Annotated in this window: 14 protein-coding genes; 10 read left to right on the top strand and 4 right to left on the bottom strand. The window is 68.7% G+C overall.

Going from position 1 to position 14037, the window contains the following annotated elements:
• Positions 1-11 precede the first annotated feature (11 nt).
• Both CQ042_RS02065 and CQ042_RS02060 read right to left on the bottom strand, forming a co-directional pair.
• Positions 12-455, bottom strand: coding sequence for a DUF6325 family protein (locus CQ042_RS02065; protein WP_105668555.1), 444 nt, complete (start codon positions 453-455; stop codon positions 12-14).
• A gap of 4 nt (positions 456-459) precedes the next feature.
• Positions 460-846 (bottom strand): PLDc N-terminal domain-containing protein, encoded by a 387-nt coding sequence (locus tag CQ042_RS02060; RefSeq protein ID WP_105668554.1) that lies wholly within the window; start codon positions 844-846, stop codon positions 460-462.
• Between the two features lie 172 nt (positions 847-1018).
• Here CQ042_RS02060 and CQ042_RS02055 point away from each other — a divergent pair, with 172 nt between their 5' ends.
• The 4 genes from CQ042_RS02055 to CQ042_RS02040 all read left to right on the top strand — a co-directional run bounded on the left by CQ042_RS02055 (position 1019) and on the right by CQ042_RS02040 (position 4460).
• Positions 1019-2146 carry an AI-2E family transporter gene (locus CQ042_RS02055; protein WP_181157400.1) on the top strand — a complete coding sequence of 376 codons (1128 nt, stop codon included), beginning with the start codon at positions 1019-1021 and terminating at the stop codon, positions 2144-2146.
• A 101-nt stretch (positions 2147-2247) separates the two neighbouring features.
• Positions 2248-2682 (top strand): DUF6325 family protein, encoded by a 435-nt coding sequence (locus tag CQ042_RS02050; protein WP_105668552.1) that lies wholly within the window; start codon positions 2248-2250, stop codon positions 2680-2682.
• A 1-nt stretch (position 2683) separates the two neighbouring features.
• Positions 2684-3031: an SHOCT domain-containing protein gene (locus CQ042_RS02045; protein ID WP_105668551.1), complete on the top strand. Its 348-nt coding sequence runs from the start codon at positions 2684-2686 to the stop codon at positions 3029-3031.
• Positions 3032-3083: 52 nt separating this feature from the next.
• Positions 3084-4460, top strand: coding sequence for a hypothetical protein (locus CQ042_RS02040; protein ID WP_105668550.1), 1377 nt, complete (start codon positions 3084-3086; stop codon positions 4458-4460).
• A gap of 69 nt (positions 4461-4529) precedes the next feature.
• Here the strand turns inward: CQ042_RS02040 and CQ042_RS02035 are convergent, their stop codons facing one another.
• A complete protein-coding gene (locus CQ042_RS02035) occupies positions 4530-5483 on the bottom strand; it encodes an HAD family phosphatase (RefSeq protein ID WP_105668549.1) in 954 nt (317 codons plus the stop codon).
• A gap of 211 nt (positions 5484-5694) precedes the next feature.
• On the opposite strand from CQ042_RS02035, the gene CQ042_RS02030 reads away from it, so the two are divergent.
• The 5 genes from CQ042_RS02030 (at position 5695) to CQ042_RS02010 (ending at position 11803) form a co-directional block, all read left to right on the top strand.
• A complete protein-coding gene (locus CQ042_RS02030) occupies positions 5695-5904 on the top strand; it encodes a heavy-metal-associated domain-containing protein (RefSeq protein WP_105668548.1) in 210 nt (69 codons plus the stop codon).
• Positions 5904-6863 carry a heavy metal-binding domain-containing protein gene (locus CQ042_RS02025; protein ID WP_105668547.1) on the top strand — a complete coding sequence of 320 codons (960 nt, stop codon included), beginning with the start codon at positions 5904-5906 and terminating at the stop codon, positions 6861-6863. Before CQ042_RS02030 ends, CQ042_RS02025 begins: the two co-directional genes overlap by 1 nt.
• Positions 6864-6927: 64 nt before the next feature.
• Positions 6928-9255: a cation-translocating P-type ATPase gene (locus tag CQ042_RS02020; RefSeq protein WP_105668546.1), complete on the top strand. Its 2328-nt coding sequence runs from the start codon at positions 6928-6930 to the stop codon at positions 9253-9255.
• 22 nt (positions 9256-9277) lie between these two features.
• A complete protein-coding gene (locus CQ042_RS02015; RefSeq protein ID WP_105668545.1) occupies positions 9278-9538 on the top strand; it encodes a YHS domain-containing protein in 261 nt (86 codons plus the stop codon).
• A 72-nt stretch (positions 9539-9610) separates the two neighbouring features.
• Complete coding sequence (locus CQ042_RS02010) at positions 9611-11803, top strand: heavy metal translocating P-type ATPase (RefSeq protein WP_105668544.1); 2193 nt, start codon at positions 9611-9613, stop codon at positions 11801-11803.
• Between the two features lie 154 nt (positions 11804-11957).
• Here CQ042_RS02010 and CQ042_RS02005 read toward each other — a convergent pair whose 3' ends face one another.
• Positions 11958-12452 carry a DUF1269 domain-containing protein gene (locus CQ042_RS02005; protein ID WP_105668543.1) on the bottom strand — a complete coding sequence of 165 codons (495 nt, stop codon included), beginning with the start codon at positions 12450-12452 and terminating at the stop codon, positions 11958-11960.
• A 261-nt stretch (positions 12453-12713) separates the two neighbouring features.
• Here CQ042_RS02005 and CQ042_RS02000 point away from each other — a divergent pair, with 261 nt between their 5' ends.
• The gene (locus CQ042_RS02000) at positions 12714-13994 is read left to right on the top strand and encodes an ion channel protein (protein WP_105668542.1); all 1281 of its coding nucleotides are present in this window, start codon (positions 12714-12716) and stop codon (positions 13992-13994) included.
• Positions 13995-14037: the final 43 nt, after the last annotated feature.

The raw sequence follows: 14037 nt of genomic DNA, 5'->3' as shown, positions 1-14037 counted from the left end.
GCTGCTCCGCGTCAGGACTGCTGCAACGCCGAGGCGAGAACCGCGTTCGCGATCGCGGCGGGGATCGGCTGGGTCGCGAGGATGCGGTCGCCTCGACGATCGACGTCGCGGGAGAACCGCTCACCCCACGTCGGCTCGACGAGGATCACGGCCGCGAGCGAGCCGATCGGCAGCCCGGAGGCGAAATGGCGAGCGTCGTCCTCGCAGACCAGTCCCGGTGTGTCCAGCCCCAGGCCGGCGAGGGTGAACTCGTCGTGGTCGACCTCGATGACGCGATACTCCTCATCGCCGAGCCGTTGCACGATCAGGAAGTCCAGGAGACGGATGGCTCCGCTCTCGACCTGTCGCAGCAGCGCTTCGAGGATGTTCGGGCTGAGGCGGTCGTCTTCCAGGCGGACGACGACGAACTCGACGTCGCCGAGCGCCTGCAGGGTGACATCGACCACCTCAGCCACGATGTCAGCTCAGCGCGCGCGCCTTGATGGCGGCGAACTCGTCGGGAGTGATGGTGCCCGCCGAGAGGAGCTTCGACGCTTTGTCGATCTCATCGCTGGGACTGGATCCGGCGACACTGCGGATGTAGGAATCGGCGGCGTGCTGCTGCTCCCGATAGACCGAGACGCTCCGTTCGCCCATTCCTCTGCCGCGCGCGATCAGGTAGACGAGCGCCGTCAGGAACGGGACGAAGACGAGGAAGATGATCCAGAGGGCCTTCCACCAGCCGTTGAGCTCATGGTCGCGGAACAGGTCGGCCACGATGTTGAAGAGGACCATCAGATAGGAGATGAACACGAAGACCCAGAAGAACCACCAGATGATGTCCCAGAAGCTTTCCCAAATGGACACTTCGGACCCCTTTCGTTGAGTTACTGCGTACTGCGATGGTGACAGCGTGCGTGGGAGCGCGGGAGGAGCGCTCACCCCGAGCGGGCGACCCCACGGTGGGGGACCGTCGCGGTCACCAGGAACGGGTGAGAGCGAAGCCTCTCGTGGGCGGTGCGCGCGTAGTGTGCGTTCCGTGGATGAGAACACGACCGCGCAGGACGCGGAACGACCGGAGGGAAGACAGCGGTCCCGTCTTCAGCGCGTGTTGCCGGCGACCCCGCTGCTCTCCGGCTTCTCGGTCGCCGTCGGTGTGCTTCTCGCGATCGCGCTCGCGGCCACGATCGCGGGCATCTCGACGGTGCTCATCTCGATCTTCCTCGGCATGTTCCTCGCGCTCGGTCTCGATCCGGCCGTGCGCGTGCTCGAACGCCGGGGGATGAGCAGGCCAGTCGGCGTGACGATCGTCGCGGTCGTCTTCCTGGGGGTGGTGGCGGTGATCCTCCTCATCCTGGTGCCCGCGACGGTCCGCCAGATCGCCGCCGCGATCGAGGCCGCGCCGGAGACCATCGCGGCGATGCAGCAGAGTGACTGGTACCGCGCGCTGGAGGCCGACCTCGGTGTCGATCTCTCAGCCGTCGTCGCCGAGAGCATCCGCTCGCTCACGACGCTGTCGTCGTTCCTCGCAATCTCCGGTGGGGTCCTGAAGGCCGGCTTCGGAGTCGTCGGCGCCGTGTCGAGCTTCGTCATGGTCGTCGTCCTCACCTTGTACTTCGTCTCCTCGTTGCAGAGCATCAAGGCGGCGATCTCGAATCTCGTCCCGCTGTACCGCCGGGTGCGGTTCGCCGAGGTGCTGGACGAGATCACGCAGTCGGTCGGGGGCGTGGTCGCCGGTGGGGTGACCCTGTCGATCATCAACGCCGCCGTCGTGCTCCTGATCCAGCTCGCCGTCGGGTCGTCCATCCCCGCGGTGATGGCGATCGTCGCGTTCTTCGTCACCCTGGTCCCGATGATCGGGTCCCTGGTGTTCCTGGTCATCGGCGGTGTGGCGACGCTGTTCGTCAGCCCGACAGCGGCGCTCGTCTTCGTGATCGCCTACCTCGTGTACATCCAGGTCGAGGCGTACGTCGTCACTCCGCGGATCATGGGCAAGGCGGCGTCTGTGCCGGGGGTTCTCGTGATCATCGGGGCGATGATCGGAGCCACACTGTTGGGGCTGCTCGGAGCGCTCGTGGCGATTCCGCTGACGGCATCGATCCTGATCATCGTCCGCAAGGTCTGGATCCCCCGTCAGAACCGTCAGACCGAGCCCCCGGAGGACTGAGCGCTCATCCTGTTCGGGTGAGAATGCGGATCGCTTCGACGCCGGCGATGCGACGATGGGTCGCAGCCGCGGTCCGTGTGCCCCGTGAGAAAGGACAATCCATGAATGACTTCCGTTTCGGCCCCGCCGAGTTCTACCTCGTCGGGTTCGAGGGAGCGCGTCCCGACCCGGCGACGTTCCGAGCACTGACCGACCTCGTCGACACCGGTGTCGTGCGCCTGCTCGACTTCGTCGTGCTCGCGAAATCGGAGACCGGAGAAGTCGAGATCGTGGAACTCGACGCGGACGACGGCGCACTCGGACTCGACGACTTCGAACCCCTGGCGGCAGGCCTCGCGGGCGAGGAGGACGTCGAGGCGCTGGCGGCCGCGCTCGCCCCCGGGCAGTCCGCCGCCCTCGTCGTGCTGGAGCTCACCTTCGCGCGCACGTTGGCTCAGAGCCTCGCGGCCGCCGGAGGGCAGGTGCTCCGCAGCGAGCGCGTGCCCGCGCCCGTGGTGAACGCCATGATGGACATCCTCGATCAGGAAGGTGAATGACATGCCCTTGAGAAGATTCGGTCGCCCCGGACTGATCGGCCTCGCGGCCAGGACCGCAGTGGTCGCCGGGACGGCGTCCGCCGTCGGTGGGGCGATGTCGCGGCATCAGCAGGAGCGCGCGCAGGGACAGTATGAGCAGCAGCAGTACGAGGCCGCGCAGCAGCAGGCGCAGGTCGACGCGGCGGCACAGAGCGCTGCCGCCCAGTACGCGGCTCCCACGGCACCGGCGTCCGGCGCCGCCGGGGCGGACGACATGATCTCGAAGCTGCAGCAGCTGGCCGCGCTGAAGGATTCCGGAGTGCTGTCCGAGGCGGAGTTCGCCGCGGCCAAGCAGAAGATCCTGAGCTGAGCTGAGCAGCTGAGAAGCGACAGCCGACCCGGTGCATCGAGGAGGAGAACGAATGAGTGAACTGGATGATCTGCGGGCCCGCGTCCTCCTCCTCGAGCAGGAGAACGAGACCCTCAAGAAGCCCCGCCGCCGTCGCCCGGTGGCCAGGAGCATCGTCGCCGGTATCGTGCTCGCCGTCGCCGTTCTGATGGCTCCGATCGCGGCGATGGGGACGTGGGCGCGCCTGCAGCTCGTCGATGCGGATCGGTTCGTCGCGACTTTCGCGCCCCTCGCCGAGGACCCCGATGTCCAGGACTTCGTCGCGGATCAGGTCAGCACGGCGATCCAGGAGCAGGTGGACTTCGATGCGGTCGTCGGCGAGGTGTTCGACGGCCTGCGGGAACTCGACCTTCCGCCCAGAGCGTCCTCGGCGCTCTCCCTGCTGGAAGTACCGGCGGCCAGCGGCCTGACGTCGCTCGTCGACGGTGTCATCCATGATGTCGTGGCGTCCGATCAGTTCGCCGACATTTGGGTGCAATCACTCCGATTCACCCACGAACGCGCCGTCGCGATCATGCAGAACAGTCCGGACGCCGCGCTTCAGCTCGCGGATGACGGCGTGGTGTCGATCGACATCGGCCTGGTGGTCGACCGCGTCAAGGCGGCGCTGTCGGAGCGGGGCGTCGGATTCGCCGACCTCATCCCGGAGATCGACAGGTCGATCCCGATCGCCCAGGCCGACGCTCTGGTGCTGGTGCGTACCGTGTACCAGATCGCGGTGGCAGCCGGGTTCTGGCTGCCGTGGGTCGTGCTCGGACTGGTCGTCGCCGGCATCCTGATCGCGCGGAACCGGACGCGGGCGCTCTTCTGGACCAGCATCGGGTTCGCCGTGGCCTTCCTGCTGCTCTCCGCGGGGGTGGGCATCGGAAGGACGTTCTTCATCGGCGCGGTGAGTCCGTCGATCATGACCGCGGCAACCGCCCAATCCCTGTTCGACCAGGTGACCTCGCTGCTGAGTTCGACGATCGTGGCCTTGGCCCTGGTCGGCGTGCTGATCGCCGTCTGGGCGTGGCTCGCCGGGTCGAGTCGCAGCGCGGCGGCCACTCGCGGCATCCTCGACAGCGGATTCTCCGCGGTCCGGAGCACCTGGGAGCGGCGGGGGCTGTCGACCGGACGGTTCGGCTCCTCGGTCGACCGCTTCCACGGACCCATCCTCCTCGTCGGCATGATCCTCGCCGTGGTCATCCTGATGGTGACGCGTCCGGTCTCCTTCGGCACGGTGGTCGGTGTGACCGTCGGTCTCGTGGTGTTCGCGATCGTGGTCGAACTGCTACGGCGTCCGGAAGTCGCCGACACGGAGCACACGACGGAGGAGTCTGCGCCGGACGAGACCGACGACACCGACGAGAACACCGGTCCGGACGCGAGGGTTTCCGCCTCCGCACCGTGAGCGGTCCGTCTGCTCGCACGTGAGCGAACGCCCGGGGAGTGCGACTCCCCGGGCGTTCGACGTGAAAGCTCAGTCGCTTTCTGCGGCGGAGGGGGCGTCCGGGAACACAGTCGCCCAGTCGTCCTTGACGCTCACGACGGTGTAGCCCTTGTCCGCGGCATCGGCGAGCGCCTTCTCGGCGCCGGCGTCGTACGGGATGTCGCCTCGTGTCGGGTCGTCGTGGTGGACCAGGAGCGCGAAGCCGGGTCGCGGTCCGCGACGCGCGAAGTCCATCATCGCCGTGTCGCCGTTGGAGTTCCCGCCGACGAACAGGGGGCGCCGGCCGATGCGCGTCCAGATCCGGATGGGCTTCTCGGGGCCGTCGTCGAAGAAGGCGAGCGAGGAAGAGTACCGCACGGTGGCGTCGGCATCGTCCCAGGCGAGTCCGAAGGCCGATCCGACCACGCGCTCCGGGGGGATCCCGTAGTTGGCCTGCGTCATGGGGCGCATGAAGTCCCGCTCGCCCCCGGACACGATATAGCAGGTGAAGCCGTGGTGCTCCAGGTAGCGGAGCAGCTCGACCATCGGCTGGTAGACCGCCTCCGAGTACGGGCGCTTGAGGGTCGGATGCTGCGCCGTCCGGTAGAACTCCTCCACGGAGCTCGCGTAGTCCTCGACGCTCATCCCGTCGGTGAGTCCGACGAGCGACTGGATGATGATCTTCAGATCGGAGTCATCGCCGCTGTAGTGCTTGTCGATCGCTGTGCCCAGCCAGCCGAAGTCGCCGCTCACGGCGGCGAGGTACGGCTGCCGTTCGGCGAGCTCGGGATTGCGCTCCGCCGCTGCCCGCCACTGCTCCACGACGTAGTGCAGTTGCGTGATCATCGGCTTCTCGGACCACAGGGTCCCGTCGTTGTCGAACACCGCGACGCGCTCCTCGACGGGGACGGCGCCCGGCCCCTCGGTGACCGAGGCGATGAACGCCTCGATGTCTCTGCGGGTGCGCGTGTCGCGCCAGGAAGGCAGGGAGCTGCGGTCGGTCATTATCGGTTCCTCGCGTCTCGATGGGTGGGCGACAGTGGCACCCAGGCTGGCATCTCCGCTCCGCCACGACAGGTGCCGGTCACCCGGCGGGGGTGATGGCGCGGGGCGCCCGTCGAACTCGCGACGCGTGATCGGAATACCCCAGGAGGGTATAGGGTTGAGACGAAGGAGTACCCCACCTGGGTATGCTGACATCGAGAGAGGAACGGACATGAGCACGAGCGAGTACCAGGTGACCGGAATGAGCTGCGGTCACTGCGAGGTCGCGATCCGCGGCGAGGTCGGTCAGATCCCCGGCGTCGACGCCATCGACGTCAGCGCCCAGACCGGCAGGCTCGTCGTGACCAGCGCCGAGCCTCTCGACGACGCCGCGATCCTCGCAGCCGTCGACGAGGCGGGCTACCAGGCGGTCAGAGCCTGATGAACACCGCAGGCCGTCTCGGCATCTACGGTGCGGGCCTCGTGGTGGTGTTCGGCGCGGCATTCGCCGCGTCGAGCGCCATCGTGCCCGAGAGCGCCGTGGCCTCCTGGACGGAGCGCGGGGACGCCGGACACGACGAGCACCCCGCTGAGGAAGCCGTGCAGGACACGGGAACAGGGAAAGAAGAGGAATCAGACGTGAGTGGAGTGACGATCGCGGCATCCGGTTTCACCATCGGAGCGATCACGGCGCCGGGGGAGACCGGAATCGAGGGTGAACTGTCCTTCGAGATCCGGGATGCCGCGGGTGACGCGGTCACCGCATATGAGACGGCTCACGGCAAGCAGCTGCACCTCATCGTGGTGCGCAGCGACGGCAGTGAGTACCGGCACGTGCACCCCGTGCTGGACGCGCACACCGGCACCTGGTCGCTGCCGTGGACCTGGGATGCCGCGGGCACCTACCGCGTCTACGCCGACTTCACGGCGGAGGGCGGAGCGGGAACGACACTCTCGCGCACCGTCGACGTCGCCGGGATCCTCACGCCTCAGCCGCCGACGGGACCGCAGACGACCGTGGCCGTCGACGGGTTCGACGTGACGATCACGGGAGACCTGGTCGCCGGCACCGGGAGCGAGTTGACCGTGGAGGTCAGCCGCGACGGAGCGCCGGTCACGGCACTCGAGCCCTACCTCGGAGCGTTCGGGCACCTCGTCGCGCTCCGCGAAGGCGACCTGGCGTATCTGCACGTCCATGCGCACGGCGACGAGCCCGCAGCCGGTGACCTCGCCGGCCCCGAGGTCATCTTCACGGCACAGGCCCCGACCGCCGGCCGATACCTGCTCTACCTCGACTTCCAGGTCGACGGGAAAGTCCACACCGCGCCGTTCGTCCTGGACGCCACGCCCTCCGCCGCCGGGACGTCCACGGACACCGGCGACGACCACGACGGGCACTGAGCCCGTCCCGCAGCACTCTCTTCCGCGTCCTCGGGCGCGGAGCGCAAGGATCGAGGAGATCATCATGACGGACACGCAGTCCGCAGCCCCGGAGGCCAGTGTCGAGCTGGAGATCGGCGGCATGACCTGCGCATCGTGCGCGATGCGGATCGAGAAGAAGCTCAACCGGATCGACGGCGTCACGGCGACGGTGAACTATGCCACCGAGAAGGCCAAGGTGATGGCACCGGCCGGGTTCGATCCCGCGCTTCTCATCGCCGAAGTGGAGAAGACCGGCTACACCGCGGCGCTGCCCGCTCCGGAGAACGCCGCCCGACAGGACGATGTCGACGACGCACCGGACGCCGAGCTCATCAGCCTCAAGCACCGACTCGTCGCCTCCATCGTGCTGACCGTCCCGGTCATCGCGATGGCGATGATCCCCGCGCTGCAGTTCACCTACTGGCAATGGCTGTCGCTGGCCCTCGCCGGACCCGTGATCGTGTGGGCGGCGTGGCCGTTCCACAAGGCCGCATGGACGAACCTCCGCCACGGCGCGGCGACCATGGACACGCTCATCTCGATGGGCACGATCGCGGCGCTGCTCTGGTCGCTGTACGCCCTGTTCCTCGGCACGGCCGGGGTCCCCGGCATGACGCACCCGTTCGAGCTGACGGTGGCCCCGAGCGATGGGGCGGCCAACATCTATCTCGAGGTGGGGGCGGGCGTGACCACGTTCATCCTCGCCGGGAGGTACTTCGAGAAGCGCTCCAAGCGTCAGGCCGGGGCGGCGCTGCGGGCGCTGCTCGAGCTCGGCGCGAAGGACGTCGCAGTCATCCGCGGTGGGGTCGAGACGCGCATCCCCACGGCGGAGCTGAAGGTGGGCGACGAGTTCGTCGTCCGTCCGGGGGAGAAGATCGCCACAGACGGGATCATCGTGTCGGGGACATCGGCCGTCGATGCGTCGATGCTGACCGGCGAATCCGTTCCGGTCGAGGTCGGTGAGGGCGACGCCGTCACCGGCGCCACGGTCAACGCCGGCGGACGCCTGGTGATCCGCGCCACGCGCATCGGATCGGACACGCAGCTGGCGCAGATGGCGCGGCTCGTGGAGGACGCGCAGACCGGCAAGGCCGAGGTGCAGCGCCTCGCGGACCGTGTCTCCGGGATCTTCGTCCCCATCGTGATCGCCGTCGCACTCGGCACACTCGGCGCCTGGCTGGGGGCGGGATTCCCCGCCTCGGCCGCCTTCACCGCCGCGGTCGCCGTGCTGATCATCGCGTGCCCCTGCGCACTCGGTCTCGCCACCCCGACCGCACTGCTGGTGGGCACGGGACGCGGCGCCCAGATGGGCATCCTCATCAAGGGACCGGAGATCCTCGAGTCCACGCGCAAGGTCGACACCGTCGTACTGGACAAGACCGGAACCGTCACCTCCGGGAAGATGACCCTCACCGACGTGCACACCGCTGCGGGTGTCGACCGGGCGGAACTGCTGCGACTGGCTGGGGCCGTCGAGGACGCCTCGGAGCACCCCATCGCACAGGCGATCGCCAAGGCCGCGACGCAGGAGGTCGGTGCACTTCCGGTCCCGGAGGGCTTCGCCAACATCGAGGGCCAGGGTGTGCAGGGCGTCGTCGATGGACACGCCGTGCTCGTCGGCCGGGAATCGCTCCTCGCCGACTGGTCGCAGCACCTTCCCGCCGCTCTCGCCTCAGCGAAGGCCGAGGCGGAGCGTCAGGGCAAGACCGCGATCGCCGTCGGCTGGGACGGAGAGGCGCGTGGCGTGCTCGTCGTGGCGGACACCGTGAAGCCGTCGAGCGCCCAGGCCATCACGCAGCTGAAGGCCCTCGGGCTCACACCGATCCTCCTCACCGGCGACAACCGGGCGGTGGCCGAGCAGATCGCGGCCGAGGTCGGCATCACCGAGGTCATCGCCGAGGTCCTCCCCAAGGACAAGGTCGACGTCATCACCAGGCTGCAGGGCGAGGGCAAGGTCGTCGCGATGGTCGGAGACGGCGTGAACGACGCGGCGGCTCTGGCTCAAGCAGACCTGGGCCTCGCGATGGGCACCGGCACCGATGTCGCCATCGAGGCGAGTGACATCACGCTCGTGCGGGGAGACCTGCGTAGTGCGGCGGACGCCATCCGGCTCTCGCGGAAGACACTCGGCACGATCAAGGGCAACCTGTTCTGGGCCTTCGCCTACAACGTCGCCGCCATCCCGCTCGCGGCCCTCGGGCTGCTCAATCCCATGCTCGCCGGTGCGGCGATGGCGTTCTCCAGCGTCTTCGTCGTCGGCAACAGCCTCCGCCTGCGGTCCTTCCGGAGCCAGGCGGCGGATCCCTCCCCGACGGATGCCGGAGTCGCGCGAGAGCGCACGACGACGGCGTCACCCGTCGGAACCCCCTGAGAAACCGAAAGAGGAGCACTTCATGTCCGATTCCCCCGCAGGATCCTGCTGCAGCGTGAACAGCGACAGCGCCGTATCCGCCGACGGACGCAAGGATCTGCTCGCATCGCCCACAGGCGGTATGGCAGAGTGCCCGGTGATGGTCGGCAGCCCCGTCGTCATCGAGGTCGCGGAGGCCGCCGGCCTCTTCCGCGACTACGAGGGCACGCGTTACTACTTCTGCTGCGCAGGATGCGGCCCGGCGTTCGACGCCGATCCCGCGAAATACGCAGCGGCGGCCTGACCCGCTTCACCCGTGCGGGGTTCGCCATCCGGCAGCCCCGCACGGCATCGTCTTTCCGAGGAGGAGAGGTCCATGAGCACCCCACACCACGACCACACCGATCCCGCCACGCACCATGCGGATGCGCACACCGTGGCGCACGAGGAGTCCGTGCATCAAGGCTCCCACGCAGGGCATGCCGCGCACGCGGGCCACGACGCGCACGCAGGCAGCGATGCGCACGCAGGTAACGATGCGCATGCGGGACACGATGCGCATGCGGGACACGGTGGACACGCGGGGCACGGTGACCACGTCGGACAGTTCCGGCGCCTCTTCTGGATCATGCTCGTGATGGCGATCCCCACCGTCGCCCTGTCGAGCATGTTCGCGATGATCCTCGGCTACACGCTGCCGGATGCTCCCTGGCTGGCGTGGGTGTCTCCGGTGCTCGGGACCGTGATGTACGTGTGGGGCGGAAAGCCCTTCCTCGTCGGAGCGGTCAGCGAGCTCCGCAGCCGGAAGCCCGGCATGATGCTGCTCATCGGTCTCGCGATCACCGTGGCCTTCCTCGCGTCGTGGGGAGCGAGCCTGGGCATCCTGCACCACGAACTCGATTTCTGGTGGGAGCTCGCGCTGCTGATCGTGATCATGCTGCTCGGCCACTGGATCGAGATGCGCTCCCTCGCGCAGACGACGTCGGCCCTCGACTCCCTCGCCGCGCTCCTTCCCGACGAAGCCGAGCGTGTCGAGCACGGCCAGATCGTCATCGTCTCGCCGGCCGACCTCGCCGTCGGCGACATCGTGGTCGTGCGACCGGGCGGAAGCGTGCCGGCGGATGGGCGGATCGTCGACGGGCGCGCCTCGATGGATGAGTCCATGGTGACGGGGGAGTCCCGCACGGTCGCGCGAGGAATCGGCGACCAGGTCACCGCCGGCACGGTGGCGACGGACTCCGGGCTCCGGGTCGAGATCACTGCGACAGGGGACGACACCACTCTCGCCGGCATCCAGCGTCTGGTCACCGAGGCGCAGAGCTCGTCGTCGCGCGCCCAGCGCCTCGCCGACACCGCCGCCGGCTGGTTGTTCTGGTTCGCGCTGGGCGCCGCGGCGATCACCGCCATCGTGTGGACCCTGGTAGGCCTCCCGGATGCCGCCGTCATCCGCACCATCACCGTGCTCGTGATCGCCTGCCCGCATGCGCTCGGCCTCGCGATCCCCCTGGTGGTGTCCATCGCCACCGAGCGCGCCGCCCGTGGCGGCGTCCTGGTCAAGGACCGCCTGGCGCTGGAGAGCATGCGCACCGTCGACACCGTGCTCTTCGACAAGACCGGCACGCTCACGAAGGGCGAGCCGATCGTCTCCGAGATCTCGGTCGTCGACGGCGAAGACGCCGATCAGGTCCTCGCGCTCGCCGCGGCCGCGGAAGCCGACAGCGAGCACCCGCTCGCGAAGGCCATCGTCCGCGCGGCCGTCGACAGGAAGCTCGCGGTGCCCGAGAGCCGCGACTTCACGTCGTCTCCCGCCGTCGGCGTCACTGCGACGGTCGACGGCGCGAAGGTCCGCGTCGGAGGACCCCACCTGCTGTCAGAGGAGCACGCGGACGAGCTCCCGGTCGCCGAGCGTTGGCGCACGGACGGCGCGATCATCCTCCACGTCGTCCGGGACGGTCGCGTCGTCGGCGCGCTGAAACTCGCCGACGAGGTGCGGGAGGAATCGTGGGAAGCCGTTGACGCGCTGCACGCGCTCGGTGTGCAGGTGGTCATGATCACCGGAGACGCGGAGGCCGTCGCGCAGACGGTCGCCGCCGACCTCGGGATCGATCGCTTCTTCGCCGGTGTCCGACCGGAGGACAAGGCCGCGAAGGTGCAGGAGCTTCAGCGAGAGGGCCGCAAGGTCGCCATGGTCGGAGACGGTGTGAACGATGCTCCCGCTCTGGCGCAGGCCGACGTGGGGCTGGCCATCGGGGCCGGAACCGACGTCGCGATCGCCTCCGCCGGTGTGATCCTCGCCAGTGACGACCCGCGTTCGGTGCTCTCGGTGATCGAGCTCTCCCGTGCCGCCTACCGGAAGATGAAGCAGAACCTGTGGTGGGCAGCGGGCTACAACCTGCTCTCGGTTCCCCTCGCCGCAGGTGTGCTCGCGCCGATCGGGTTCGTGCTGCCGATGTCGGTGGGAGCGATCCTGATGTCCCTGTCGACGATCGTCGTGGCACTCAACGCGCAGCTCCTGCGCCGACTCGACCTGCGTCCCGACGTCACCACCCGCGCCATCCTGGATCGCTGAGATCCGGGAGCTGACCATCGCCCGATCGTGGATCCCGGCGAGCTCGGATATCGAAAGGGAGAGGCCCCGTCCCACCGGACGGGGCCTCTCCCTTTGGGCCCTTTCTCGCGTCGGCCCCGACGCCGCGCCCCCGTGCGACGCGCGGCACCTGCTCCTACTGCGCGCCGCCGAGGTCGTGGATGAGCTCCTTCTCGTCTTCGGCGGAGAGTGAGGTCTGCACGACGGTGCCGTTGAACGGTGCGAGCGCGGCGGCGAACTTGTCTTCCGTGATCTTGGTCGCGTAGACGACGACGGCCGACTTGCCGGCGGAGACGGTGCTCTTCACCCGGTCGCGGAACTCGGCGTCGATGCCGGTCTTGTCGAGACCGGCGAACAGGGCACCGAAGAGACCTCCGAAGAGGAGACCGGCGATCGGCACGAAGAACAGGAGTCCGATGAGCATGCCGAAGAGCGCTCCGCCCGCGGCACCGACGCCGACGTTTCCGGCCGCCCCGGGGTACTCGACCTTCGTCTTCCCCTTCTCGTCGACCTTCACGAGCGCGAGACCCGAGAGCTCGACGACCAGGTCGTTCTGCAGCGACAGGATCTCGTCGTAGGCGCCTTCCGCCTGCGGTTCGCTGTCGAACGAGATGACGATGAGTTCAGCCATGGATTCTTCCCTTCTCCGGGCTGAGTCGACCACCCTCAACCGACGATCTCGGGAGCCCGCTCCTCGGCGGAATCCCGCTTCGGTCATGGTAACGACGGCCGCTCTCGAATCGCGGGGAGTCATCGCGAATTCACCCGGGGGACGTTCATCCGTCGCCGGGCCGGGTCCGACGTTCCTGTTGAAGCCACCACGGGAATGCGGGGATAATTCGGTGATCACTGCGCCGTCGCGTTCGTGAAGCAGAGGCTGCGTGGAGGCGTGATGACGACCGGTGAAGAGCACGAAACATCTGCGGCGACCGTGCGCGGCCTGATCGCCCTGTCGCTGCCGGCGATCCTGATCGGCGTGGTGTCCGCCCTGGTCCTGTTCGGGCTCGAGGAGCTGGCCGCGCTTCTCGAACACGCTCTGTGGGAGGGGCTGCCGGAAGCGGTCGGATTCGACCCGGCCTCGGGATGGTGGATCTTCACCGTCCTCACCCTCACCGGACTGGCGGTCGGTCTCGCGATCTGGCTCCTCCCCGGCCACGGCGGGCGGGATTCCGCGACCACGGAGCTCATGGCGCCGCCGCTCCCACTGCGGGCGCTTCCCTCGCTCGCCCTCGTCGCCGCCCTCGCCCTCGCCGGAGGTGTGAGCCTGGGCCCGGAGAGCCCGATCATCGCCATCAACACCGGCATCCTCATCGCCGTCTTCGCCCGGTTCTGGCCCCAGATATCCGGGACACTGATCGTCCTGATCACGGCCGCAGCCACGATCGGCGCGCTGTTCGGCACCCCGGTCGCCGCCGCCCTCGTGTTCACCGGGGTCGTGGGATCGGTCGTCGGCGGCCAGGCGCTCTGGGACAAGCTCTTCCTTCCACTCCTCGCGGCGGGTGCCGGCGCCGTGACGATGTCGCTGCTGACCCAACCGTCCTTCGCCGTCCCGATGCCCGCGTACGACAGCATCGCCGCGATCGATCTGCTCAGCGCGGTCGTGATCGCGGCTGTGGCCGCTGCGCTCGGAATCGCGGCGGCGGCGGTGTTCCCGTTCATCCATCGCAGCTTCCGTATCCTCCGCAACCCTGTGCTCTACGTCACGGTGGGCGGTGCGATCCTCGGTCTGCTCGGCGTCATCGGCGGCCCCGTCACCCTGTTCAAGGGTCTCGAGCAGACCGCCACCCTCGTGGAGCACAGGGGGGACTACTCGGCGGGGGAGCTCGCCATCATCGTCGCGGTGAAGATCGTCGCCCTCGTCATCGCCGCGGCGGCGGGCTTCCGCGGCGGCCGGGTCTTCCCCGCCGTCTTCATCGGCACGGCGATCGGGGTGCTCGCGAACGCCGTGGTCCCCGACGTGCCCGTCGTCGTCGCGATCGCCGCAGGCGTGCTCGGGATGGTCCTCGCCGTGTCCCGCGACGGGTGGATCGCCCTGTTCATCGCCGTCGCGGTCACCGGCAGCGTGACCGTGCTGGCGGTCCTGTGCATCGCGATCCTGCCGTGCTGGCTGCTCGTCTCGCGCGCCCCCGAGATGATCGTGCACGAACCGGTCGAGCTCCCGGCGGATCGCTGACCGACTCGTGCGAGCGCCTTCCGGTTCGGGGACGCACCGAAGC

Source organism: Microbacterium sp. MYb62 (assembly GCF_002979475.1).
Classification (GTDB): Bacteria; Actinomycetota; Actinomycetes; order Actinomycetales; family Microbacteriaceae; genus Microbacterium.
The sequence above is the reverse complement of the archived record's forward strand: the minus strand, read 5'-3'. Positions and strand labels throughout refer to the sequence as shown.